The following is a 23,643-nucleotide window of genomic DNA, read 5'->3' as shown; positions in this document are numbered from 1 at the left end:
TGGCCACCACCGCCGCCCCGTCAGCCCGCGGTGGTGGCCACGCGGCGGGACAACACCGGTCCCCTCGCGGCACCGGCCCGCACCGCGGCGGTGATCGCGGTGCTGGGGGTGCTGGTCATGACCGTCACCGTCGGCGCGCTCTCCGGCGCGGTGCGGCCCCGCGGGTAGTGACGGAGCGTGATCGACGGTGCGGGGTGGCGTGCCGCCCGGACCGCGCGCTCCCACCACCGGGAAAAGGCGATGGCGGTCGGTGAGTGACCGCGAGTGCCGCGGACCCGGTCGAACTGATCTGCTCACTCGTCCAGTGCCGACCCCCGGTCCGCGTCTTACGCCGCAGAAATTCGCTGGATACGCTCCACGGCGAAGGTTCCGCAATGGGAAAGGACAATTCATGCGTCGCATTGTCATGGCTGCCGCGGCAGTGGCGCTGGCTATTCCGGCGGTCATTTCCGGGGCCGGGACCGCGGCCGCGCCGACCGGCCGGGTCGTCGTTTTCGAAACCGAATTCCAGCAGCTCACCGTTTACGAGGACCCGAGCGGCTGTCACAAGCTGCCAGTGGCCTCGCACGTGCTGGTCAACCTGACCGACGCGACGGTGCGGACCTACGGTGATCCGCTGTGCCTGACGCCGAGCCTGATCGTGCAACCCGGATTCGGCACCCACGTGGCCCCGTTGACCGGTAGCTTCTCGGTCGAATGAGCCGGCGCGTGGACCTCGCCGTCGTCGGCGTCGGGTACACCGGCCTGCCGTTGCTGTGGCAGGCGCACACCGCGGGCCTGTCCACGGCCGGGTTCGACACCGACCCCGCCGTGGTGGCCCGGCTCAACGCGGGCCGTTCGCACGTGCCCGACGTATCGGACGCCGCCGTGCGCGCCCTGCGCGCCGCGGGCTTCCGGGCCTCGGCCGACCCGCGGATCCTCGCCGACGCGGACGTGGTGGTGATCTGCGTGCCCACCGGGCTGGACGGCGACGGCGGCCCCGACCTCGGCGCCGTCCGGGCGCCAGCCGGGACCGTCGCCGCCCGGCTGCGCCCCGGGATGCTCGTGGTGCTCGAATCGACCACCCGCCCCGGGACCACCGAGGAACTCGTCCGGCCGGTGCTCGAGCAGCGGAGCGGGCTCGTCGCCGGCGAGGACTTCCACCTCGGGTACTCCCCGGAGCGGGTGGATCCGGGCAACCCGCGCTTCGGCATCGGCAACACCCCGAAGATCGTCAGCGGCTGCACCCCGTTGTGCGCCAAGCACTGCGCCACGTTCTACGGCCGGTTCGTCGACGAGGTGGTGGTGGCGAAGGGCACGCGCGAGGCGGAACTGGCCAAGCTGCTGGAGAACACCTACCGCTACGTCAACATCGCGCTCGTCAACGAGTTCGCGCGGTACTGCGCGGGCATCGGGGTCGACGTGTGGGACGTGATCCACTGCGCCGGCACCAAACCGTTCGGGTTCGCGTCCTTCACGCCGGGGCCGGGCGTCGGCGGTCACTGCATCCCGGTCGACCCGGTCTACCTCGCCGAGCGGGCGGCGGCCGACGGGTTCACCTTCGGCGTGCTGGCGGCGGCGCAGCGGGCCAATCGCCTGATGCCCGGCTACGTCGCGGACCGCGCGCGGGCCATGCTCGCCGAGCGCGGGGTGCCGGTGCGCGGGGCGCGCGTGCTGCTGCTGGGCGTCGCCTACAAACCGGACGTGCCCGACACCCGGGAGTCACCCGCGGCGCCGCTGGTGCGGCGGTTGCGGGACCACGGTGCCGTCGTGAGCTACCACGACCCGCTGGTGCCCGCCTACGCGGTGGACGGCGTAGGCGTGCCGCGCGCCCGGGACCTGCCCGGGGCGCTCGCGGCCGCGGACCTCGCGGTGCTCCTGCAGGACCACCGCGCCTACCGGCCCGCCATGCTCGCCCGGCACGCCCGGCTGTTGCTGGACACCAGGGGAAAGGTGGCCGGCGAGCGGGTCCGGCGGCTCTGAGCCGCCCGGGCCGAACCACACTCCGTCCGGTGTGGACCGGACGAGCGGCCACCGGCGCCCCGCCGGTGGCTGTCGCGAAAAACCGAGGAAGGAAGTGCATCGACATGGGCGCACCCGTGGTGGACAACAGGCTCAAACAACGATTCGACAAGTGGGACGCCAACTCCGACGGCGTGCTCGACCGCTCCGACTTCGAGCAGGAGGCCGAGCGCATCGCCCGCGCGTTCGGTTCCTCGACCGGCACCGGCGCGGGAAAGGCGCTGGCGGAGTCGTTCCGGGGGCTGCACGACTACCTGGTGCAGCAGTCGGGCTCGCAGCAGATCACCGAGCAGCAGTTCATGCAGGCGACCGAGAAGCTGATCTTCCAGGAGGGCGAGTCCGGGTTCAACCGGTTGATGCGCCCGGTCGTGCAGGCGATCGTCGGCCTGTGCGACAAGAACGCCGACGGCAAGATCAGCCGCGAGGAGTTCGCGGTGTGGCTCACCGCCGTGGGAGTGCCGGATTCCCAGGCCAAATCGGCGTTCGACCGGATCGACGCCGACCACAGCGGCGAGCTGTCCGCCGACGAACTGCTCGGCGCCGTGCGCAAGTTCCACTTCGGTGAGCTGGACGTCGCTCTGCTGGGCTGAGCGGCCGCGGACGGTCCGGCCGGGACCCGCGTCCCGGCCGGATCACGTGCCCGCCTCGCCGGAGCCGAAGCGCACCGGCAGCTCCGGGCGCAGTCCCAGCTCGGTCCCGGTCAGCGGGCTGGGCACGTGGATGAGGATGTTGTAGTGGTTGGGGAAGTGGCAGGAGTCGAAGCCGAGCACCCGGCCCACCAGCCGCTCGCCGATCCACACCGGGTCGTCCCGGTCGATCACGCCGCCGCAGGTGAGTTCGGCGAAGCCGAGGAAACCGACGCGGTCGATCCGGCTGCCGGGGGCCGTTTCCGTGTGGTCGGTCGTCACCAGCTCGTGCACCTCACCCTCGCGGACGCACCGCGCGGTGTGGGGTTCCAGCGACATGCCACGCTCGTCCCGGCGGTGGCGCAGCACCTTCACCAGCCTGCCCTGCACTGTCCTCTTCGGACCGTTCTCGTCCCGTGGATCGGTCATGGTGCCTCCTGGTACCGGTTCGCGCGATGGTAGGTCTGCTCGACGAGCTCGAGCGCGGCCAGCCCGCCGTCGTCGCGGGAGCCGCCCGCCACCGCCGCGGTGAACGCGCCGAGGACCCCGGCGTACTCGTGCCACAGCGACTCCTTGAACCCCGGGTGCCCGGCCAGCATGTCGGCGCGCCGCACCGTGCCGTCGCGCAGCCGGACTTCGACGTCCTTCACCTCGCCGGGGTAGGACCAGTCCAGCTCGACCACGGCGGGAACACCGTCCCGGCTGCGCAGCTCGACGCGCGCCGCGCGGTCGATCCCGCGCGCGTCCCGCCGGATGCCGGCGCCGGTGACGGTGACCTCGCCGAGCAGGAGCCGGACCAGGTCGAAGGCGTTGGGCCCGTTGTCGGCGACGCAGCCCCCGCCGCAGCGGCGCGGATCGAGGTACCAGCGGTCCGCGCCGACGTGGTCCTCGATCCGCTCCCAGTAGCGGACTGTCAGCCCCGACACCGCCGGGCCGCCGGACAGCCCGGCCCGCAGCGCCGTCACCGCCGAGTTGTAGCGCCGGTGGAACGCGGTGAACAGGGGGACCCCGGTGGCGCGCGCCGCCCGCTGCAGGTCGCGGCCGTCGGCGAGCCGGTGGGCGAGCGGTTTCTCCACGCACACCGCGACACCGGCGGCCAGCGCGTCCCGGCACACCGGCGCGTGGGTGTCGTTCGGCGTGGTCACCACGACACCGTCCAGCCCGGCCTCGCGCAGCATCGCCCGGTGGTCCCGGTAGGTGCCCACCACACCCGCGTGCGGTTCGAGCGCGGCGGCGCGCAGGTCGCACACCGCGGCGAGGGTCACGTCCGGCCGCCGGCGCGCCGCGGCGAGGTAGAACTTGGAGATCACGCCGAGGCCGACCACGCCCAGCCGCATCAGCCGGTCACCGCCACCCGGCCGAACCCGAGCGCGGCGAGCTCGTCGTACACGGGACCGGGCAGGGGGACCCCCTCGCGGCGGCGGCGCCGCGCCCGCTCCGCCTCCGGCCAGCCGGGGTAGCGCACCGGCGCCGACGGGTCGGCGGGCGGACAGGCCAGCAGGGCGCCGAACAGCGACCGCGCCGTCTCGCCGAACCCGGTGTGCAGGGGAGCGACCGCCATCAGCAGGAAGCCGATGTCGTCGTCGCGTCCGGAGGGCCGGCCATCGCCCCGCAGCGCGGCGGGACCGGGGCCGAGCCCGGCCCCGGACACCGCGGCGGCCAGCAGCTCGACCACCAGGCCCAGGCCGAATCCCTTGTAGACACCCAGCTCGGGGGTGCCGCCGAGCCAGCGCAGGTGCGCCTCGCCACGGTCGAAGGCGGCCGGGTCGGTGACCTCGCGCCCGGAGTCGTCGGCGAGCCAGCCGGCCGGGACGGGCTCACCGGCGGCCGCCGCCAGCCGCACCCGGCCGGTCGGCACCACCGTCGTGCTCATGTCGAGCAGGAACGGGTGGTCCTCGACCGCGGGCGCGGCCACGGCGAGCGGGTTGGTGCCGAGCATCGCCACCGCGCCGCCCGGTGGCCGGGCGATGCGCTGCCCGCCGCAGTTGCTCGCCACGACGCCGACCATGCCGCGCGAAGCGGCGCGCAACGCGGCGAAACCGGCGCAGCCGAGGTGCGTGCCGCCCCGGACCGACACCAGGCCGACGCCGTACCGCCGTGCCCGCACGACCGCGAGGTCCATCGCTTCCGCGGCCGACCACAGGCCCAGCGCGCGGCAGGCGTCCAGCAGGACGCACGGGCCGGTGTCCCGCACCGCGCGCGGCTCCGCGGCCGGGTCGGCCCGCCCGTCGCGCAGCAGGGGCAGGTACAGCCGGGCGAGGTTGAACACGCCGTGCGAGCCGGCCCCGGTCAGGTCGCCGTGGCACAGGGCGTCGGCGGCGAGCGCGGCTCGCCGAGGCGGCACGCCGTGCGCGGTGAACTGCCCGGTGACGAAGGTGCGCAGCGCGGAGTAGGGGACGGTCACGGTCACGGGGTGGTCTCCTCGTCGGCGAAGCAGGTCAGCAGGCGGGCGACGGCACCGGCGAACCCGGCCAGATCGGCCAGCTCGGCGTATTCGCCGTCGGCGTGGGCGTGGTTGGCGTCCAGCGAGCCGGCGCCGAGCACGACGGTCGCGGCGCCGGGAACCCCGTCCATCCAGATGGCGTCGCAGGTGAACGCCGGATCCGCGGCCGGCCAGGGGGCCAGCCCGGCGGCCCGGCACAGGGCGGCGACCGCGGTCTCGTCCTGCGCCAGGCAGGGCAGCCGGCGCTTGTGCCAGACCAGGGTCGTGATCGCGGCGGCGTCCACGGCGGTCCGGGCCAGCGCGGGCAGCGCGGCGAACCGCGACCGGAACTCCGCCAGCCCGCCACGCACGGCCCGCTCCACCGCGCCCTCCAGCCGCCGTCCCGTGTGGACGGACGGATAACCGATGTTGAGCAGCAGCCGGCCCGTCCCGTAGACCCGGTTGTGCTGGTCACCGGTGTGCAACCCGGCCACGCACACCGCCGCCCCTGGCTCGCCCGCGACCGCACCCGCCAGGTGCTGGGCGAGGAAACCCAGCAGGACGGTGGCGTTGTGCCCGGCACCCGGCCGGTCGTCGATCGTGTCCAGGCCGGCGACGCGCAGCTCCGCGGTCATCGACGCCGTCGCGCGGCACAGGTAACGGGACCCGGTCGGCTCGCAGAAGACGTTGAGCCGCCCCACGTACCCCGCCTCCACCAGCGGGCGCGTACCGAAACAGCCCAGGGCGCCGCCCTCTTCGCCGGACACGGCCTGGACGAGCACCGCGACGTCGCGGCCGATGCGCGGGTCGGCGGCGCGCGCCGCCCGGATCCCGGCCAGCACGGCCACGGCCTGTCCCTTGGCGTCCACCGCGCCGCGGCCGGTGACCCGGTGGCCGTCGAAGGTCACCGGCGGTGCGCCGGCGACGGTGTCGAAGTGCACGTTGAACATGACGGTCGCGGACCGGGGCAGCGCGGGACCGAGCCGCAGGACCAGGTTCGGCTGGGTGGCCAGGAACTCCGCCGGACGACCGCGGACGGCCCGCGGCACGTCGTCGCGCCGCAGCACGGCCGGATCGGCGCTGCCGTGGTGCAGCACCCGGAACCCGGACTCCCGTGCGACGGCCGCGTAGACCCGCTGCGCCTCCCACAGCATCGGCTGCTCACCGGGCGCCTCCAGCGGGCTCACCGTGGGCAGCCGCAGCAGGGTCAGCAGCAGTTCGGTGTCCCGCGCGGTGAGCGGCGGCGCGGTGCTCGGCGCCGCCGTCACCCCGCCACCGCCCGCCGGGCCGGCTCGTGGACCAGCGCGTCGAGGCGGCGTCCCGCCTCGACGAAGCGGGCCACGCCGTCCGCGCCGGCGACGACCCGCCCCGCGTGCGGGGCCACCGCCAGGTGCGGTTCCAGCGACACCGCGCCGCGGTAGCCGTGGTCCAGCAGCAGGCGCAGGCAGTCGGCGACCCGCGCGTCGCCGTCGCCGGGCAGCGTGAACCGCGGCCCCTCCGGGGTGGCCACGCCGTCCTTGACGTGCACGTGGGCGACGTGGGGCACCAGCTCGGCGAGCATCGACAGCCCGTCGTAGCCGTGGGCGACGCCGTTGCCCGTGTCGAACAGCAGCCGCAGCGCGGGGTTGCCGACCGCGGCCAGCAGGTCGAGCGCGCGCTCGGCCGACTGCCCGGCCCAGCCGGAACAGTTCTCGTGCAGCAGCACGAAGCCGGCCCCGGCCGCGCGGTCGGTGAGCCGGCGGACGCGGTCGACGACGGTGGCGCGCCAGCGGGTTTCCGGCAGCCCGTCGTTGGGGTAGGACATGATCCGGATGGCGCGCACGCCGAGGATCGCGCCGTGCCCGATCAGGGTGTCGAGTTCGGCCAGGTCGGTGGCGAACCCGGTGCTGACCGGGCGGGCCCAGCCGCCGATACGCGAATCGAGGCACACGACGTGGATCCCGGCGCGGTCCAGCTCGCCCCGGATCGACCGCACCCGCTGGGCGTCCAGGGCGGCGACCGGGATGCCGTCGACGGTGCGCAGCTCCAGCGCCGTCCAGCCGAGGCGGCGCACGGCCGCCACCTGCCCGGCGATGTCCGGGGCGGCCTCGTCGCCGATGCCCGCCAGGCGCACCGGTTCAGACGACGGTGTCGTGGCCTGCTGCCGAAGTGGCACAGTGTGTCTCCGTTCTGGGCATCTCGATCCGGGGATCCGGCGGGGGACCGGGCACGCCGCAGCGTTCCTTGGCTTCGGTGAGGATCCGGACGATCTCCGCGTGACGGCCGAGGTCCGCGCCCTCGGGAGGGGCGCCCAGCCCGGCGAAGTACCGGTAGGCCGCGCCGAGAAAGGCGGTCAGCGCGTCGTCGCGGAACACCTCCTGGGAGCGCCCGGCGCGCCCGCGCACGGTCAGCCGCGCGTGGGAGTCCTCGGCGCTGACCGGGTAGTGGCCGGTGACCGTCGCGTCGTCGAACCGCAGCGTGATGCTGCGCTGGCGGATCGGCGCGGTGAGATCGGAGGCCAGGTGGGTGCGCACCCCGCTGTCGTGGCGCAGCACCAGCTCCGCCGAGCCGAGCCAGGGCAGGCGCCTGCCGTCGCAGCGCGCCGCGGTGCAGGAGGCGCCGGTGAGCGAGGCCGGGCCGGCCAGGGACAGGGCCAGGCCGAGCCCGTGGGGCACCTCGACGTCGAAGGCGGTGTCGCCCGCCCCGGCGCGCAGTGACCGCTCGAGCCGGGGTTTGTGCTGGCGCAGGGTGATGGCGCGCAGCGGGCCGTGGTCGCCGGAGCGGATCAGGCGAGCCAACCGCGCGGTGAGGCGGGCGCTGTGCCAGTGCGCGACGACGACGGCGTCCATCCCGTGCCGGAGCACCGTGCCGGCGATGTCGTCGGCGTGCGCGCGGTGGCAGGCGAGTGGTTTTTCCAGCACCACCTTGGTGAAACCGGCCCGGGCCAGCCGCCGCACGACCGCCGGCCGTTCCCGCGGGGGCACGCAGACGTGGACGACGGTCCGCCGCGGGTCCAGGAGTTCCCCCGCGGCGGCGATGGACGGCACGGCGAGCACATCGTCCGTGTGCCGCGGAGGCGTGGCGGGGTCGAACACCACGATCGGTGCCGTGCCCAGCACTTCCGCGGCCCGCGCGTCCGCGCGGAGTTTGCGGACCACCGGCAGGTGCAGACCGCCGCCCGCGCGGCCGAAACCGACCACGAACGTGTGCAGTGCCATGGTTTTCCTCGTCTCGGAGGGACTTTCGCCGACCGTGGGTCTCCCGGCTCGGGCCGTCCACTGTGGCCGGAAGCCGATGCTGCTGCACGACCGGAATCCCGTCAACCGCGCGCCGGTCCTGTGGCTACATAGGGTGAAATGAACGCGGCCTTCGGGTTCAGGTCCTTCCGGTGCCCCACCCGCTCGACTACGGTCGCCTTCGTTGGCAGCACACGTGATCCGCCTGCCCGAGGGGACTGGCCGAATGCCGCATTCCAGATACGCTGAGTCACCGAAGACCGCTGGTACTCGAATTCCGTTCTTCTCCCAGGCCGGCACTTTCGACCGGCTGTGGCCCCGGATCAACGACAACATCGAGGCGGTCTTCGACAACGGCAAGTTCTCCCACGGCGCGAGCGTGGCGGCGCTCGAACGCGAGCTCGCCGGCTACACCGGCGCGCCGCACGTGATCGGCGTCAACAGCGGGACCGACGCGCTGGTGCTGCTGCTGCGGGCGGCCGGGCTGCGCCCCGGCGACCGGGTCGCCGTGCCCGCGATGTCGTTCGTCGCGACCGCGTCGGCCGTCGTGCTGGCCGGCGGGCGGCCGGTGTTCACCGACGTCGACCCGCGGACCTACGCGATGACCGGCGAATCCCTGGCCGCCGTGGCGGACCGGGACGTGCGGTTCGCGATGCCGGTGCACCTGTTCTGCCAGATGGCCGACATGGCCGCGATCACCGCCGTCGCCGCCCGCCACGGGCTCACCGTCGTCGAGGACAGCGCCGAAGCCATCGGCATGCGGCAGGGCGGGGTGCACGCGGGACTGCACGGCGCGGGCGGTGTGCTGTCCTTCTTCCCGAGCAAGACGCTGGGAGCGCTGGGGGACGCCGGCGCGGTGCTCACCGCCGACCCGGAGATCGCGCGGCGGACCGCGGCGCTGCGGCACCACGGCCGCGGCGGGCAGACTCTCGGCCACTTCCCGGGCATCGCCAACACCACCGAACTCAGCGGCGTCAACAGCAAGATGGACGACATCCAGGCGGCGGTGCTGCTGGCGAAGCTCACCCGGCTGGAGGCCGACATCGACCGGCGCGCGGAACTCGCCGCGGCCTACGCCGAACGCCTGGCGCACGTGCCCGGAATCCGCTGTCCCGAGGTGGTCCGGGACGGGCCCGGCGACGAGTCCGTGTACTACGTCTACCTCGTCGAGGCGCAACGGCGCGACGAACTGGCCGCCTTCCTCGCCGCGCGGGGCATCGGCACCGAGACCTACTACCCGCGTCCGCTGCACCTGCAGCCGTGCTTCGCCGAGCTCGGGCACCGGGAAGGCGACTTCCCGCACGCGGAGGCGGCCTGCCGCCGGGCCCTGGCCCTGCCCCTGTACCCGGACCTGCGCGTGGAGCAGGTCGAGCAGGTGTGCGCGGCGATCGGCGAGTTCTACGAGGGGCGGTGCGCATGACCGGCTACCGGGTGCCGTTCTTCGCCCCCGACCTGTTCGAGGCCGATCGCGCGGTGCTGCTGCGGCTGGTGCGCGAGATCGGGATCGCGCCGGAGCAGCGGTTCATCCTCGGCGAGCACACCGCCCGGCTGGAACGGCTGCTGCGCGCGGAACTCGGCTGCGCCGACGTGATCGCGTGCGGCAGCGGCACCTCGGCCCTGACGCTGATCCTGCACGCGATGGACATCGGGCCCGGCGACGAGGTCGTGGTGCCCGCCTTCGGCTGCGCCCCGCTGGCCGAGACCGTGGTCAACCTCGGCGCGACACCGGTGTTCGCCGACATCCGGCCGCACACCATGGTCGTCGACCCGGACGAGGCCGGCCGGCTCGTCACGCACCGGACGAAGGCGATCGTGCCCGCGCACATGTTCTCCGTCATGGCCGACATGCCGCGCCTGCGGGAGGTCGCCCGGGCGCACGGTGTCCGGCTGATCGAGGACTCGGCGGTGGCCCAGGGCGGGGTGCTGGCCGGCCGGCCCGCGGGCACCTGGGGTGACGCCGGCCTGTTCTCGTTCGTCCAGGTGAAGACGTTCGGGATGCCGGGGGAGGGCGGCGTCGTCGTCACCGGTGATCCCGGGCTCGGCCGGACGGTGCGGATGCTGCGCAACCACGGCCAGGACGGCGTGAACCGCTTCCTGCACCACCGCATCGGGTACAACAGCCGCTTCGACGAGATCCAGGCCGCGTTCCAGCTGCACCGCTTCCCGGGACTGGCCGCCCGCCTCGACCGGCGGGCCGAGATCGCCGCGTACTACACCGGACGCTTCACGCCACTGGCTGAGCGCGGTGTCGTGCCCCCGCCGCCCGGCCGCGAGGGGCGCTGCTACTACGTCTACTGCCTGCTCGCCGAACGGCGCGACGAGCTCGCCGCCCACGTCGGCGAGCAGGGCATCCAGACCCACGTCTACTACCGGCGGCCCCTGCCGCACCAGCCGCCGTTCGCGCCGTTCGCCCCGCCCGGGGCGCGCTGGCCGCACGCCGAGCACGCGTGCGACCGCATCCTCGCGCTGCCGATCCACCCGAACCTCACCGACGAGCAGGTCACCGGCGTCGCCGACGCCGTGTGCGAGTTCGCGATGCCCCGCGCGGCCGCCGCCCGCTGAGCCCGACCCCGAAAGCGAGAACCCCGATGAGCGTTGTGCCCGCCCGCCCCCAGGACGGCACGTCCCTGACCGACGACGAGATCGGCGAGGAATGGCGCCGCCGCGCCGGCCGCGACGGGCTCGCCCGCGTCATGCGCGCCTCGCAGCCCGGCCACCTCAACGCCGAGGTCACCGCCGCCACCCGCGCGCTCGTCGGCGCCCTGCTCGACCGGGCGGCCGCCGAACTCGGCCGCCCGCTGCGGCGCGGCCTGGAGGTCGGGTGCGGGGTCGGCAGGCTCACCCCGCACATCGCTGCGCGCACCGAGCACCTCACGGCGATCGACATGACCGCCGAAATGCTCGACGCGGCGCGGCGGAACTGCGCGGGACAGGACACAGTGGACTTCCGCAGGCAGCGGATCGAGGAGTTCCAGGCCCGTCCCGGCGAATTCGACGCGGCGGTGTGCGTGTGGGTACTCATGCACGTGCTGGATCCGGCGCGGCTCGCGGCCGCCTGCCAGGCCCTGGGCACGGCCGCCCGGTACGTCGTGCTGGTCGAGTACGAGCACGCCCGCGTCCCGGTGAGCCGGTGGTCCCGGCTGCGGCCGATGGAGGAGTACGTCGCGCTCATCCCCGGCGGGCGGCTGCGGTGCCGCGAGGAGCTGGACTACGGCGGCGACCTGTCCGCGGCCGCGCTGATCCGGACCGGTGCGCGATGACGGCCGACGCGGTGGTGCTCCGGCCGGAACCGAAGCTGCGCAGCTACGCCCGGCTGGCCAAGCTGGACGTCTTCGACTACTACCTGAGCGTGCCGCTGGTGCTGGCCGCGGTGTCGGCGCAGGCCGGGCGGCTGGACCTGGGCGTGCTGCCGATGCTGCTGGCCTTCGGCCTCGGCGAGGTCTGCGTGCTGGCCGCGCTGGTCGCGCTCGACGACCTCACCGGGTACCGCGACGGCAGCGACATCGCCAACTACGCACCCGACGCGCCGCTGCGGCGCAAGCTCCGCAAGCCCCTGGTGGCCGGCACCCTCACCGAACGGGAGGTCGCCGGATTCGCCACCGCCGCCGCGGCCGCGGGCGGTCTGTTGTGGACGGTGGCCGTCGCGCTGGCCCCGCACCGCCCGGTGTGGCTGGTCGTCGCGATCGCCGTGCTGTTCGTGATCTCGCTGCAGTACTCCTACGGGATCAAGCTCAGCTACCACGGGTTCCAGGAACTGTTCGTCGCGGCGCTGGGCTGGGCGCTGGTGCTCGCCCCCTACGCGCTGGCCACCGGGGGAGCCTCCGCGTTCGTGGTGACGCAGGCGCTGCTGTTCGGCCTCGGCCCGCTGCTGTTCGGGGTGTACTCCAACACCAACGACATCGAGGGCGACCGGGGCATCGGCCGGCCCACCGTGGCGGCGCTGGTCTCGCCGACGGCCAACGCGGTGTTCATCGGCGCGCTGTCCGCCGCCGAGTTCGCCATCGTGCTGACCGCCACCGTCGCCGGGTTCGCCCCGTGGTGGTTCGTGCCGTTGATGCTGCCCGTGACCGTGCTGCGCGCCGCCCAGTGGTACACGGGCTTCCGCCGCGGCGACATCATGCGCGCCCGCCGGATGGGCTTCACCATCCACCGGGTGAGCACCGTGCTGCTGATCGCCGCCTCCGTGCTGCTCGTGGGGACCGCGGCGTGAGCGCCGACGTCGTGGTGGTGGGCGCCGGAATCGCCGGGCTCACCGTGGCGCACGAGCTCGCCACCACCGGAGCGGACGTGCGGGTCCTGGAGGCCGGGCACCGGGTGGGCGGCCGCATGGCCACCACCCGGCACGCCGGGTTCGTCATCGACGAAGGCGCGGAACAGATCTCCGCGCGCGGCTACCGGGCCACCTGGGAACTGCTGCGGCGCACCGGGTTCACCCCGGCGGAGGTGCCGGAGATCGGCCACGCGATCGGCGTGTGGCGCGACGGCCGCGCGCACCCCGGCGTGGCCGACCCGCGGGCCGTCGTGACCGGAGCCGGACTGTCCCGGCGCGCGCGGCTGGACCTGGCGCGCTTCCAGCTGGGCCTGGCCCGCGGGCGGGCGGCGTTCGATCCCGACCAGCCCGAGCGGACCCCGCTGGGCACCGCCACCGTGGCCGAGATGGCCGCCCGGTACCACCCGGATCTGCACGACCACCTGCTGGCGCCCGTCGCGTCCGCCTTCTTCGGCTGGGACACGCGCCGGTCGTGCGCCGCGCCGATGGTGGCGCTGATGAACGAGGTCGGGAGCGTCTCGTGCTGGCGCACCTACCGGGACGGCATGGACTCGCTGGCCCGTCGCCTCGCGGGAGGCGTGCCGGTCGAGACCGGGTGCGCCGTGCGCGAGGTGGCCGCCGACGGGCACCGCGCGCGCATCGTGACCGATCGCGGAGACCTGAGCGCGGCGTCCGTCGTCCTGTGCGTGCCCGCACCGGTCGCCGCGCCGCTGTATCCCACCGCCCCCGAGCCGGAGCGCGCGTTCCTGCGCGCCTGCACGTTCGCCCCGGTCCTGAAGGTCGCCTGCCTCCTCGACCGGCCGCTCGCACCCCGGTCACCGGTGCCGCTGTACGCGCTGCGCGCCGCGGCCGGCGAGGACGCCCTGCTCGCCGGGCTCGTCGTCGATCACGCGAAGCACCCCGGCCGCGTTCCGGCGGGACGCGGGCTGATCAGCCTGATCGCCGCCCCCGCCGCGGTCCCCGGTCTGCTGTCCGAACCGGACGCCGCGGTCGCCGGACGGCTCGTCGCGGCCGCCGAGCGCTACCTGCCCGGCATCACGGCGGCCACCACGACCACGCTCGTGCACCGCTTCCGGCACGGCCTGCCGGAAGCGCCCCCGGCGGCGCTGCGGCTGCGCGCGGCGTTCGCGGACCGGCCGGTCGGCCTGGTCGACTACGCCGGTGACTGGGTCCTGCTGCGGCCCAGCAGCGAGGGCGCCGTCCGGGCGGCCGCGCTCGCCTCCGCCCGGGTCCGGTCCCTGCTCGCCCGGAACCGGCGGGAGGCCCGGGTATGAAGCCCTACGACATGGGCGTGCTGTTCGACGAGTGCGCGGAGCACGCCATCCCCACCACCGTCCGGCTGGACCGCCCGTTCGACATCGCGCCGGAGGGCGGCACCAGCTACGACGTCCCCGCGCTCGCCGGACTGGTGCGCGAGGTGTCCGCCTGGTGGCACGCCGCCGGGGCGCGGCCGGGCGATCCGGTCGCGATCGTCAAGGACAACCACTGGGACTACGTCCTGCTGGCCTGCGGGGCGATCCGGCTCGGCGCGGTGCCCGCGCAGATCGCCGGCAACCTCGACGCCCCGTCGCTGGCGACCCTGCTGCACCGCCTGCGGCCGTCCGTGCTGCTCGCCGGTTCCGCCGTCCTGCAGCGCTGCGCCGAAGCCGGCGTCGACCTCCGCGGCCTGGCCCGGACGGTGCTCGCGCTCGGCGAACCGGTGCCCGGCGCCCGGTCCGCCGACGACGTGCGCGGCACGCCGCTCCCGCCGCCCCGGCGGCCCGAACCGGACGCCCCGCTGGTCGTCGTGCACACCTCCGGCACCACCGGGGTGCCCAAGCTGGTGGTGCACTCCACCCGGACCGTCATCGGCACCCTCGCCCGGTTCGAGGCCGTGCGGGTACCGGTGCTGGCGGCCCGCCGCGACGACGTGCTGGCCAACGCCGGCGCCTGGGCACACGGCCGGGCGTTCTGCTGGACGGCGAGCGTGTTCTGCCTCGGCCCCCGCTCGATCAGCATCCTCACCGGCGCCGACCCGGACACCGCCGACCCGGTGCTGCGGGCCGCGCCGCCGACGATCGTCGAGGCCACCCCGGCGAACTACCTGCGGCTGCGGCCGCTGCTGTCCCGGCTGGACAACGCGTTCCGGAACGTGCGGCTCTACCTGTCCACGTTCGACGCGATCCACCCGCCGACGGTCCGGGACTACCTGGCCGCGTCCGGACGGCGGACTCCACTGTGGATGCAGGGCTGGGGCCAGAGCGAGACCGGCCCGCTCACGTTCCGCTTCTTCACCCGCGGGTCGGTGCGGCAGCGCGGCGAGCGGCACCCGGGCACCCGCAACCTCGGCCACCCGGTGCCCGGGCGCACCCGGCTGCGGGTCGTCGATCCCGCGACCCTGCGCCCGGTACCGGCCGGCCGGCCCGGCCTGGTGCTGGCCGCCACGGCCGCCACCTGCCTCGGCTACGTCGGCGAGGACGACCGCTGGGCCGCCAAGCGCGACGGGCGGTGGTTCAACACCGGCGACATCGGGGTCCGGCGCCGGGACGGCAGCCTGCTCCTGCTGGACCGCGAGGTCGACCACGCCGGCGTGCTGAGCTGCCTGGAGATCGAGGACGTGGTGGCGGACCGGCTGCCGGAGGTCATCGAGTGCGTCGTCCTCACCACCCGCGGCCGGCCCCCGTTGCCGGTGGCCGTCACCGAGGACGGCGCGCTCGACCGCGCCGCGTGGGCCACCGCCGTGCGCGACCTGCCGCCGCTGCGCGAGCCGGTCGCGCTGCGCTGGGACGAGGTTCCCCGCACCGCCACCGGGAAGGTGCGCCGGTCCGCGCTCCTCGCCGAGCTGCAGGACGGCGCCACGCTGCCCGGCTCCGGCCGCTGGACCTGATCCGAACCGTGCACGTCTTCGTGAAGGGAGTGGGATGAGCACGTGCGCCGACACCCCGGCCGGATACGTCTTCGCCGGCGCCGGGGCCACCGGGACCGACGATCCGCGCGCCCGGCAGCACCAGTGGCTGGCCGCCGCCTACGACCCGCTGACCACCCGGCGGCTCGCGGCCACCGGTGCCGGCCCCGGCTGGCGGTGCCTCGACGTGGGCGCGGGCGGCGGCAGCGTCTCCCGCTGGCTGGTCGCGCGGGTCGCCCCCTCCGGTGGCGTCGTCGCCACCGACCTCGACCCGGGCCACGTCGGCACCGCCGCGGGCCTGGTGGTCCAGCGGCACGACGTCGTCACCGACCCGCTGCCGGAGGCCGCGTTCGACCTCGTGCACGCGCGGCTCGTCCTGCGGCACCTGCCACGGCGCGCCGCGGTGCTGGGCAAGCTGGCCCGGGCGCTGCGGCCGGGCGGGTGGCTGCAGATCGACGAGTTCGACACCGGCTACGGGCCCTGCCTGCTCGCGCCCGGCCCGGCGGCCCGGCGACGCTACGAGGAGTTCCGCGCCGCAGTCGCCACCGTGATGCGCGCGGCCGGCGCCGAGCCCGGCTACGGCGCCCACCGCGCCGAGGAGATGCGCGCGGCCGGGCTCACCGGGATCGACGTGCACGCCGAGGTGACGGTGTGGCACGCCGGATCGCCGGGCCTGCGGCTGCTCCTGCACACCAGCCACCACCTCCGCGACCGGCTGGCCGCCGCCGGGCTGACCGGGGAACACCTCGCGGACGTGCGGCGGGTGATGACCGATCCCGGGTTCCGCGCGGTGTCGCCGGTGATGTACTCGGTCCACGGCAGGCGGGCGTCGTGACCGTCACGCGTGCCACGTCGCCGGCTCCGCCCGCCGCCACGGCCGTCCTGCTGCGGCTGCTGCGGCAGCTCGGCTGCGCCCCCACCGGGGTGACCGCGGACGTCACGTGGGCCGGGCCGGTCCGCCTGCCCCTCGTGGACGAGGCCGGGGTCCAGGCGGCGTGCGGGCTGATGCACATCCACGGCAGGCGCGACGGGCACCCGGTTCCGCTGGCGATGGACGTCGCCGCGTCGGTCGCCGGGATCCTCGCCGCGCACGGCGTGGTCGCCGCGCTCATCGCGCGGGCACGCGGGCTCCCGCTCACCGCGGTGCGCACCTCGGCGAGCCAGGCGGCCCTGCTGCTCGCCGCCCAGTACCTGGCCGCCGACAACGCCGCGGACGCGGTCCCCGCGCCCGGGCCGGGCCTGCCGCCGCCGTTCGTCTCCGCCGACGGGGTGCGCTTCGAGATCGAAACCCTCGACGCCGAGCCGTGGCAGCGCTTCTGGCGGATCCTCGGCGCCGGACCGGAGGCGATCCGGCACGGCTGGCCCCCGTTCCAGCTGCGCTTCGGCACCGCGACCTGCCCGCTGCCCCCGGAGCTGCACGAGATCGCCACCGGCCGGCCGTTCGCCCGGGTGCTCGCCGCGGGCACCGCCAGCGGTGTGGTCGTGATGCGGGTCCGGGAAACGCCCGGCCTGGCGCCGGAGTCCGCGCCGTGGCGCTTCGAGCCGCTGGCCGGAACCTCCCGCCAGAGCTACCACCGGCCCCGGGAGCTGCCCCTGGAGGGCATCGTGGTCGTGGAGTCGGCCCGCCGCGTGCAGGGGCCGCTGGCCGGGCACCTGCTGCGGATGCTCGGCGCGGACGTGGTGCGCGTGGAACCCCCGGGCGGTGACCCGTTGCGCTGGCCGCCACCGCTCGCCGGCGACTGCTCCGCCCGCTTCCGCGCGATCAACGACGGCAAGCGGGTGGCCGAGGCGGACTTCACGACCGCGGCGGGCCGCGCGCGGCTGTGCGAACTCGTCGCGGGCGCCGACGTGTTCCTGCACAACTGGGCGCCGGGCAAGGCCCAGGCGCTCGGCCTCGACGCCGCGGACCTGAACCGCGTGCGCCCGGGGCTGGTGTACGCCGCGGCCGGCGGGTGGGGACCGGAGCCCGGCGCGGGCCCGAAGATCGCCACCGACTACGTGGTGCAGGCCCAGTCCGGGCTGGCGGCCGCGATCCGCCCCCAGGGCGAGCCACCGGCGCCCACGTTGCTCACCCTCGCCGACCTCCTCGGCGGGCTGGTGTGCGCGCTGGGCGTGCTCGGCGCGCTGCACACCCGGATCCGGACCGGGATCGGCAGCCGGACGGACAGCTCGCTGCTGTCGGCCACGGCCGCCCTGCCCCGGTCCCCGGTCCGTCCCGTGTGGACCGACCTGGACCGTCCACTGCGGACGGCCGACGGGTACCTGATGCTGTCCCGCGTCGCGCGGCCCGCGCTGGGTGCGGGGCAGGCGGTGCTCCGCGGGGCGCGGCAGCGCTCCACCGCGGAGGTCCTGCGGCAGCTCGCCGAGGCCGGGCTGCCCGCGGTGCCGGTGTGCACCGACCTGCGGCAGCTCGCCGCCGACTGGCGGTTCGAGCAGGCGCTGGAGATCACCGGGGACGCGGCGGGCGGGCGGATGGTGTCGGTGCGCCCGCCGTGGGAGTTCTGGTGAGGTGGGTCTCGCGGTCCGGTCTCGTCCTGACCGACCACGTGCCGGCGGCGCTGCGGCGGGAGTGGCGTGATCGCGGCTGGTGCCCCGGCCGCGACCTCGCCACCCTGTTCCGGGAGCAGGCGCGGGCCCACCCGGACCAGGCCGCGGTGATCAACCCCGCGGGGACGGTGACGTACGCGGAGCTGGCCGCTGACGTGCGCGTCGTGTCGGCCGGCCTGCGGGCCGCGGGGCTCGGCGAGCGGGACGTGGTGGGGATCGCGCTGCCGGGCGGGGTGGACGCCGTGGTGGCCGAGCTGGCCGTGCTGACGATCGGCGCGGTCGCCCTGCCCGTCCCGGACCGGTCGGCCCGGACACTGCGCAGCCTGCTCGGCCGCAGCCGTGCCGCGGGCCTGATCGGTGACGCCGCGGTCGCCGGGCCGGCGGGGCAGGTGTTGCTGACCATGACCGAGCTGCGCGCGGCGACGCCGGGGCGGGGCGAACCCGCCGCCGTGGATGCCGGGTGGCCGGCGCGGATCATGGTCTCGTCGGGGTCGGAGGCCGAGCCCAAGATGGTCGCCTACTCGCACGACGCGATCGCCGGCGGCCGGGCCCGGTACGTGCGCGCGCTGGCCGCCGGGCCGGAACCGGTGCGCAACTTCGTGCTCGCGCCCCTGGCGTCGTCGTTCGGCTCGGCCGGCGTCCCGGTGACGGTGGCCGCGCTGGGCGGCACCCTGCTGGTGCAGCCGCGGTTCGACGCGGGCGAGGCGCTGCGGATGATGGCCGAGCACCGGCCGACGCACGTGTTCGGCGTGCCCACCATGCTGCGGCGTCTGGCGGCGCACCCGGCCGCCACCGCGATGAGTGGGCTGCGTGCGCTGGTCGCCAGTGGTGACGTGCTGCCGGAGCCGGTCGCCCGCGCCTGCCGGGAGCGGTTCGGGTGCCCGGTGATCACCGTCTACGGGTCCTCCGACGGGGTGAACTGCCATTCGGCCGCCGGCAACCGGCCCGATCCGGCGGTGTGCGCCATCCGGATCGCCGGCCCGGACGGGACCACGCGGCCGGCCGGTGAGGCGGGGGAGATCTGGGCGCTCGGGCCGATGACACCGCTGTGCTACGTGGCCGCTCCGGACCTCGACGCCCGGTACCGCCGCCCCGGCGGCTGGGTGCGCACCGGCGACCGCGGGGTGCTCGACGAGCAGGGCAGGCTCACGGTGCTCGGCCGCCTGCGGCGGGTGGTCAACCGGGGCGGGTACAAGATCAGCCCGGCGGAGGTCGAAGAGCTGGTGGCCGCGCACCCGGCCGTCGCCGAGGCGGCATGCGTCCCCATCCCGGACGACGACCTCGGCGAGCGCCTGTGCGCGTGCATCACCCCGAGGCCCGGCGCGCGGGCGCCGGACCTGGCCGAGCTGAGCGGCTACCTGCGGCAACGGCACGGCCTGGAGAGCCGCAAACTACCCGAAGCGCTGCTGGTGCTCCCGGAACTGCCGATGACCCCCACGGGCAAGGTGTGCCGCCGAACGCTGACCACCCACGCGGCGGCGCAGGCCGCGCCCTCGCAGCCGAGCACCGTGCGACGGAGCTGAGCCCGAACCGGCGGGCAGCGCTCTATCCTGCATACATGGAGGAGCGTGATCGCGATTCGGGGATCACGCTGGCCGAGTTGCTGGCGGCGTTCTCGCTCGCGACCGACCTGGGCCTGGGGCAGCCCATGGAGCACCTGCTGCGCGCGTGGCGCCTCGCCACGGGGCTGGCCGACCGCCTCGGCGTCGCGGGGGAGCGGCGCGACGAGCTGTTCTACGTCGCCATGCTGTCGTGGGTGGGCTGCGTCGCCGACGCACCGGAGGTCGCGGCGTCCTTCGGTGACGACATCGCTTTCCGGGCCGGGAGTTACGACGCCGACCTCGCCGGGCTGTCCGGGGCCGCGTTCTTCGCCCGCCACGCCGCCGCCGGCCAGGCCACGCCACGCCGGATCCGGGCCGTCGCCACGCTGATGCTCACCAACGGCAACCGGGTGGCGCGGGGGATCCAGTCGCACTGTCTGACCACGGCGGTGCTCGCGGAACGGCTCGGCCTCGGTCACGAGGTGGGCACCGCCCTGCGCCAGTTCTTCACCCGGTGGGACGGTCGCGGCGTCCCGGCTGGTGTGGGCGCCACCGACGTGTCCCCGCTGGTGCAGCTGTTCCAGTTGGCCGACGTGGCCGAGGTGCACCACCGGCATGGCGGCGTGGACGCCGCGGTCGGCGTGGCCCGGGCGCGCCGGGGTGGTCAGTTCGCGCCGGCCGTCGTCGACGCGTTCTGCGCGCACGCCGGCGAACTGCTGGACGGGCTCGGCGACACCGTGGACGTGCCGCGGGTGCTCGCGGCGGAGCCGGCGCTGTGCCGCCGGTTGTCCGAACGGGAACTCGACGCCGCGCTGGAGGGGCTGGCCGACTTCACCGATCTGCGCAGCGGCTGGCGAGCCGGCCATTCCCGCGGGGTCGGCGAACTGGCCGGCCGGGCGGCCGGCGTGATGGGGCTGCCGCCGCGGGACCTGACGGTCCTGCACCGGGCCGGTCTCGTCCACGACATCGGTCTGCACGGCGTGCCGGTGACCGTTCTCGGCAAGCCGGGGCCGCTGTCGGTCACCGAGTGGGAACGGATCCGGCTCAGCGCGTACTACACCGAACGCGTGCTGGCCCGGCCCGCGAAGCTGGGCAGGATCGGCGCGGTCGCGGCGCTCGCGCACGAGCGCCACGACGGCAGCGGGTACCACCGCGGAATCGGCGGTGCCGCGGTGCCGATGACCGGGCGGATCCTGGCCGCGGCCTGCGCGTACCGGGCCATGCTCGAGCCGCGCGCGCACCGTCCGGCCCTCCCGGCGAAGGCGGCTGCCGGCGTGCTCCGCAGCGAGGTCCGGGCCGGACGTCTCGACACCGACGCCGCCCACGCCGTGCTGACCGCGGCGGGTGTCGAAGGGCGTCAGGCCCGCCGCCCCGGGCCCGCGGGCCTGACACCGCGCGAGGTGGAGGTGCTCGTCCTGATCGCGCGGGGTGCCGCCACCGGCGACGTGGCCGCGCGCCTGGGGATCTCCCGCAAGACGGCGGGCACCCACATCGAGCGGATCTACGCCAAGACCGGGGCGTCCTCGCGGGCGACGGCGACCCTGTTCGCGCTGCGCAACGGCTTGCTCGACCCGCTCGATTTGTAGGGAGAACACCCGACGACACGGCGCCGGCCCCCTCCTACCGTGCCCTCATCCGACTCCGAGGAGGGGCCATGCCCAGCAAAGCCGTCATCAGCCTGAGCACCGGACTGGAAGATCCGGAAAAGGTCACCGTCGCGTTCCTGGTCGCCGTCGGCGCTGCCGAGACCGGCCGCGAGACGCTCATGTTCCTGGCGAAGGAGGCGGTCCGGCTCGCCGTGCCGAAAACCGCGACCGGCGTGGCCTGCGACGGCTGCCCACCGCTGGCCGACCTGGTCAAGCGGTACGAGACCGCGGGCGGGCGGTACTTCGTCTGCCCGATCTGCTTCAACGCCAAGCAGCTGGACCCCGACACGTTGATCGGCGGCGCCGAGCTCAACGGCACGGTCCCGATGTGGAACTGGATCGGCGACGAGCCGGCCACCACGTTCAGCTACTGAGCCACGGGCTCGTCCGCGTCCCCGGCGGGACCGGGCCGGCGTTCGGCTTGGCGCGGCGGTCAGCCGGGGGAATCAGCGCAGAAACCCGCCGGCGGTCGCGCCGTCGACTTGAGAGTGCTGACCACGATCAAGGCGGCACCCAACCCGTCGGAGAAGTACGGGAAACCGTCTGAGGCCGGCCTCCCTCACCTGGGAGCAACCGTCTCACCGCGCCGGCTGGGCCAGGTCGGGACGGCAGAACGGCGTGGGATCGGCGGTGCGCAGGGGACGAGCGAGGTGGCCGCGTGTGGTGCCGGCGGGTCTGCCACACGTGCCGCACGGCGACGGCGAGCAGCCGGACGATCACCGCGACGGACGCGAGCAGTGCGAGCGCGGCGGGCACGTCGGCGAGGTCGTGCACCCCGATAGTCGTCAGCAGTGCACGAAGGCAGGCGTGGCCCGCCAGCAAGTGTAGGCGAACAAGAGGTTCTGCGCCGGACCGGTGCGCAGATTCAGGAGAACCTGCTGAATGTGTGTCACTGCCATCCATTCTGGGCTGGCTATGCTCCTGCCCTCTACCTCGCCGAGATCTGCAGCTCGAGCAGGGCGGCGCCGAGCATGACGTAGTAGGCGTCGACGATGGCATCGTCGCGTAGGGAAGCCGCTTGACCAGCTGGGGGCAGGAAGCGCGGCTCCACGTGGCCGACCGGCATGCGGTGCACGGGAGGTCAGGTCGCAGGGCAGCCTTGGCAATGCGCATGCGCCTGTGCGCGTGGGTGACGTCGGGTGTGGAGCCCGTTCGGCGCCCGCTCAGTGGATCGGCGTTGGTAGCGCGGGCGTGAGAGTTCCGCTTTCACGCGCCGTGTCGTGTGTTGCGGGTCGAACGATGCTGAGACTTCTTCTTCCGTTGAGCGCGTGGGCGTAATTGGGGCAACCAGCGCTCGGGCGTGATTGGGTCCATCGGAGCTGATTGGGCTGTCGGCCGTGGGGCCCATGCCCGTGGGACTGGAAGCGCGATCGCGTGTTGTGATGCGGCGACCATCGCCGGGCTCGGTTCTCGCGTGAGGATGTTGAGAAGCAGAGGGTGCCCGTCCGTCGTCAGCTGAGGGGTCCAGCTCCGGTAAACGACCTGACAATAGGCCAATGCCTCAAACAGGACGCTCTTGCACTTCTCGACCACATTGCCGGAATCCGACAGCCATAGCACCCGGTCGCCTGGAGTGAGCCGCTCTCTGCCGAGCAGTACCCCGTTGCTGACCTTCCGCTCGCGGTCCAGATGGGGGACGGGGTCCTGAGCGCCAAGCTCGTCTCCGATGCTGAACCCGGCGGTCTCGCCCTCGCGCGCGGCAGGAATGATCTCCAATTGGTCTCCGTTCGCGTGCGCTTGCCACACATCGACTGGCTGCCACCCGAAGCCGTGCGACGACGATAGGCCCGAGTGAGACAACAAGACGAAGATGTCTCCAGCTTCCAAGGCAAGGCTGATGCGCTGGGGGTCGCCGATCAGGTGCGGGCGGCTTGAGGCGCCCGTGACCCATGCATCGATGCCGTCGATGTCGAGGACGCATTCCCGGACAGTCTCGATCGCCCGGTCGACGGGGACACGGAAGAATTCTCGCTTCGGGTTGACGCGTGCGTCAGCAAGGTATCTGTGGACGAGCTTTTCGAGAGCCCGCCATCGTGTGGTGAGCGCTCGGAACTCGACGGTGAAGGACAGCGGCACGCCAGGATGGCGTGACAAAGCCGCGGCGCGGTCCTCTGGCAGATCAGTGGTGAAACCGATCTTGACCAACCCAGGCATCGCGGGATTGGTCAAGACATACACGAACCCGACGTCGCTTCCTTCCATGCGCGTAGTCTGCCCGAAGGGGCTGACATTTTCTGACGGTTGCACGAGCAGTTCCACCGGATGCCTCATGCAGTAGGTTCCAGTTCGCACTTGGTCAACAGCGCACGCCGTGCCCAGGTTGAAGCGGCGATGCGGAGCCCGGGTCTGCCCAGACTTCGGTTCACACCGGGGCTGACTGTTTTCAGGCCGCTGTTGCGGGCGTGTAGATGGTCTCAAACTCGGCTGGGGTGAGCTTGCCCAGGGCGCGTTGGCGGCGTTTGCGGTGGTACTTCGTCTCGATCCAGGACAC

General features: G+C 74.4%; 22 protein-coding genes. 14 read left to right on the top strand and 8 right to left on the bottom strand.

The window, feature by feature from the left end:
- The first annotated feature begins 391 nt into the window (after window positions 1-391).
- The 3 genes from D0D15_RS29940 (at window position 392) to D0D15_RS29930 (ending at window position 2,591) form a co-directional block, all read left to right on the top strand.
- Entirely contained in the window at window positions 392-700 is a 309-nt protein-coding gene (locus D0D15_RS29940; RefSeq protein WP_244214999.1) for a hypothetical protein, read from the top strand.
- Complete coding sequence (locus tag D0D15_RS29935) at window positions 697-1,962, top strand: nucleotide sugar dehydrogenase (RefSeq protein WP_115944930.1); 1,266 nt, start codon at window positions 697-699, stop codon at window positions 1,960-1,962. Before D0D15_RS29940 ends, D0D15_RS29935 begins: the two co-directional genes overlap by 4 nt.
- 104 nt (window positions 1,963-2,066) lie before the next feature.
- On the top strand, window positions 2,067-2,591 hold the full coding sequence (locus tag D0D15_RS29930; RefSeq protein ID WP_094005489.1) for an EF-hand domain-containing protein: 525 nt from the start codon (window positions 2,067-2,069) through the stop codon (window positions 2,589-2,591).
- Window positions 2,592-2,633: 42 nt separating this feature from the next.
- Here the strand turns inward: D0D15_RS29930 and D0D15_RS29925 are convergent, their stop codons facing one another.
- The 6 genes from D0D15_RS29925 to D0D15_RS29900 are packed head-to-tail and all read right to left on the bottom strand — an operon-like array spanning window position 2,634 to window position 8,246.
- The gene (locus D0D15_RS29925; RefSeq protein ID WP_094005490.1) at window positions 2,634-3,056 is read right to left on the bottom strand and encodes a DUF6917 domain-containing protein; all 423 of its coding nucleotides are present in this window, start codon (window positions 3,054-3,056) and stop codon (window positions 2,634-2,636) included.
- On the bottom strand, window positions 3,053-3,964 hold the full coding sequence (locus D0D15_RS29920) for a Gfo/Idh/MocA family protein (RefSeq protein ID WP_115944929.1): 912 nt from the start codon (window positions 3,962-3,964) through the stop codon (window positions 3,053-3,055). The genes D0D15_RS29925 and D0D15_RS29920 overlap by 4 nt, the downstream gene beginning before the upstream one ends.
- Window positions 3,964-5,037, bottom strand: coding sequence for an Ldh family oxidoreductase (locus D0D15_RS29915; protein ID WP_094005492.1), 1,074 nt, complete (start codon window positions 5,035-5,037; stop codon window positions 3,964-3,966). Before D0D15_RS29915 ends, D0D15_RS29920 begins: the two co-directional genes overlap by 1 nt.
- Entirely contained in the window at window positions 5,034-6,317 is a 1,284-nt protein-coding gene (locus D0D15_RS29910) for a M20/M25/M40 family metallo-hydrolase (protein ID WP_233157260.1), read from the bottom strand. The genes D0D15_RS29915 and D0D15_RS29910 overlap by 4 nt, the downstream gene beginning before the upstream one ends.
- The gene (locus tag D0D15_RS29905; protein WP_198958224.1) at window positions 6,314-7,204 is read right to left on the bottom strand and encodes a sugar phosphate isomerase/epimerase family protein; all 891 of its coding nucleotides are present in this window, start codon (window positions 7,202-7,204) and stop codon (window positions 6,314-6,316) included. Before D0D15_RS29905 ends, D0D15_RS29910 begins: the two co-directional genes overlap by 4 nt.
- Window positions 7,167-8,246, bottom strand: a complete 1,080-nt coding sequence (locus tag D0D15_RS29900; protein WP_158224425.1) for a Gfo/Idh/MocA family oxidoreductase — start codon at window positions 8,244-8,246, stop codon at window positions 7,167-7,169. The genes D0D15_RS29905 and D0D15_RS29900 overlap by 38 nt, the downstream gene beginning before the upstream one ends.
- A gap of 244 nt (window positions 8,247-8,490) precedes the next feature.
- Between D0D15_RS29900 and D0D15_RS29895 the strand changes: the two genes are divergently transcribed.
- The 11 genes from D0D15_RS29895 to D0D15_RS29845 all read left to right on the top strand — a co-directional run bounded on the left by D0D15_RS29895 (window position 8,491) and on the right by D0D15_RS29845 (window position 21,526).
- Window positions 8,491-9,684 (top strand): DegT/DnrJ/EryC1/StrS family aminotransferase, encoded by a 1,194-nt coding sequence (locus D0D15_RS29895; protein WP_094005494.1) that lies wholly within the window; start codon window positions 8,491-8,493, stop codon window positions 9,682-9,684.
- Window positions 9,681-10,826, top strand: coding sequence for a DegT/DnrJ/EryC1/StrS family aminotransferase (locus D0D15_RS29890; protein ID WP_115944933.1), 1,146 nt, complete (start codon window positions 9,681-9,683; stop codon window positions 10,824-10,826). The genes D0D15_RS29895 and D0D15_RS29890 overlap by 4 nt, the downstream gene beginning before the upstream one ends.
- Window positions 10,827-10,852: 26 nt before the next feature.
- Window positions 10,853-11,524: a class I SAM-dependent methyltransferase gene (locus D0D15_RS29885; protein ID WP_233157261.1), complete on the top strand. Its 672-nt coding sequence runs from the start codon at window positions 10,853-10,855 to the stop codon at window positions 11,522-11,524.
- Window positions 11,521-12,474 carry a UbiA family prenyltransferase gene (locus tag D0D15_RS29880; RefSeq protein ID WP_094005495.1) on the top strand — a complete coding sequence of 318 codons (954 nt, stop codon included), beginning with the start codon at window positions 11,521-11,523 and terminating at the stop codon, window positions 12,472-12,474. The genes D0D15_RS29885 and D0D15_RS29880 overlap by 4 nt, the downstream gene beginning before the upstream one ends.
- Entirely contained in the window at window positions 12,471-13,808 is a 1,338-nt protein-coding gene (locus tag D0D15_RS29875) for a protoporphyrinogen/coproporphyrinogen oxidase (protein WP_115944928.1), read from the top strand. The genes D0D15_RS29880 and D0D15_RS29875 overlap by 4 nt, the downstream gene beginning before the upstream one ends.
- A complete protein-coding gene (locus tag D0D15_RS29870; RefSeq protein ID WP_244214998.1) occupies window positions 13,805-15,400 on the top strand; it encodes a class I adenylate-forming enzyme family protein in 1,596 nt (531 codons plus the stop codon). Before D0D15_RS29875 ends, D0D15_RS29870 begins: the two co-directional genes overlap by 4 nt.
- A gap of 34 nt (window positions 15,401-15,434) precedes the next feature.
- Window positions 15,435-16,253, top strand: a complete 819-nt coding sequence (locus D0D15_RS29865; protein ID WP_115944927.1) for a class I SAM-dependent methyltransferase — start codon at window positions 15,435-15,437, stop codon at window positions 16,251-16,253.
- Window positions 16,250-17,926: a CoA transferase gene (locus tag D0D15_RS29860; RefSeq protein ID WP_233157263.1), complete on the top strand. Its 1,677-nt coding sequence runs from the start codon at window positions 16,250-16,252 to the stop codon at window positions 17,924-17,926. The genes D0D15_RS29865 and D0D15_RS29860 overlap by 4 nt, the downstream gene beginning before the upstream one ends.
- A complete protein-coding gene (locus tag D0D15_RS29855; protein ID WP_198958225.1) occupies window positions 17,923-19,488 on the top strand; it encodes a class I adenylate-forming enzyme family protein in 1,566 nt (521 codons plus the stop codon). Before D0D15_RS29860 ends, D0D15_RS29855 begins: the two co-directional genes overlap by 4 nt.
- Window positions 19,489-19,523: 35 nt before the next feature.
- Entirely contained in the window at window positions 19,524-21,092 is a 1,569-nt protein-coding gene (locus D0D15_RS29850; RefSeq protein WP_167481585.1) for an HD domain-containing phosphohydrolase, read from the top strand.
- 68 nt (window positions 21,093-21,160) lie between these two features.
- On the top strand, window positions 21,161-21,526 hold the full coding sequence (locus D0D15_RS29845) for a DsrE family protein (RefSeq protein WP_094005498.1): 366 nt from the start codon (window positions 21,161-21,163) through the stop codon (window positions 21,524-21,526).
- 554 nt (window positions 21,527-22,080) lie between these two features.
- Here the strand turns inward: D0D15_RS29845 and D0D15_RS36115 are convergent.
- A complete protein-coding gene (locus tag D0D15_RS36115; RefSeq protein WP_158224426.1) occupies window positions 22,081-22,218 on the bottom strand; it encodes a hypothetical protein in 138 nt (45 codons plus the stop codon).
- Between the two features lie 140 nt (window positions 22,219-22,358).
- A complete protein-coding gene (locus D0D15_RS29840) occupies window positions 22,359-23,411 on the bottom strand; it encodes a GIY-YIG nuclease family protein (protein WP_158224427.1) in 1,053 nt (350 codons plus the stop codon).
- Window positions 23,412-23,643 lie beyond the last annotated feature (232 nt).

Origin of the sequence: Amycolatopsis thermalba (assembly GCF_003385215.1) — a bacterium.
Lineage (GTDB): Bacteria > Actinomycetota > Actinomycetes > Mycobacteriales > Pseudonocardiaceae > Amycolatopsis_E > Amycolatopsis_E thermalba.
Note: the sequence above shows the minus strand (reverse complement) of the source record. Positions and strands in the feature narration are given on the sequence as shown.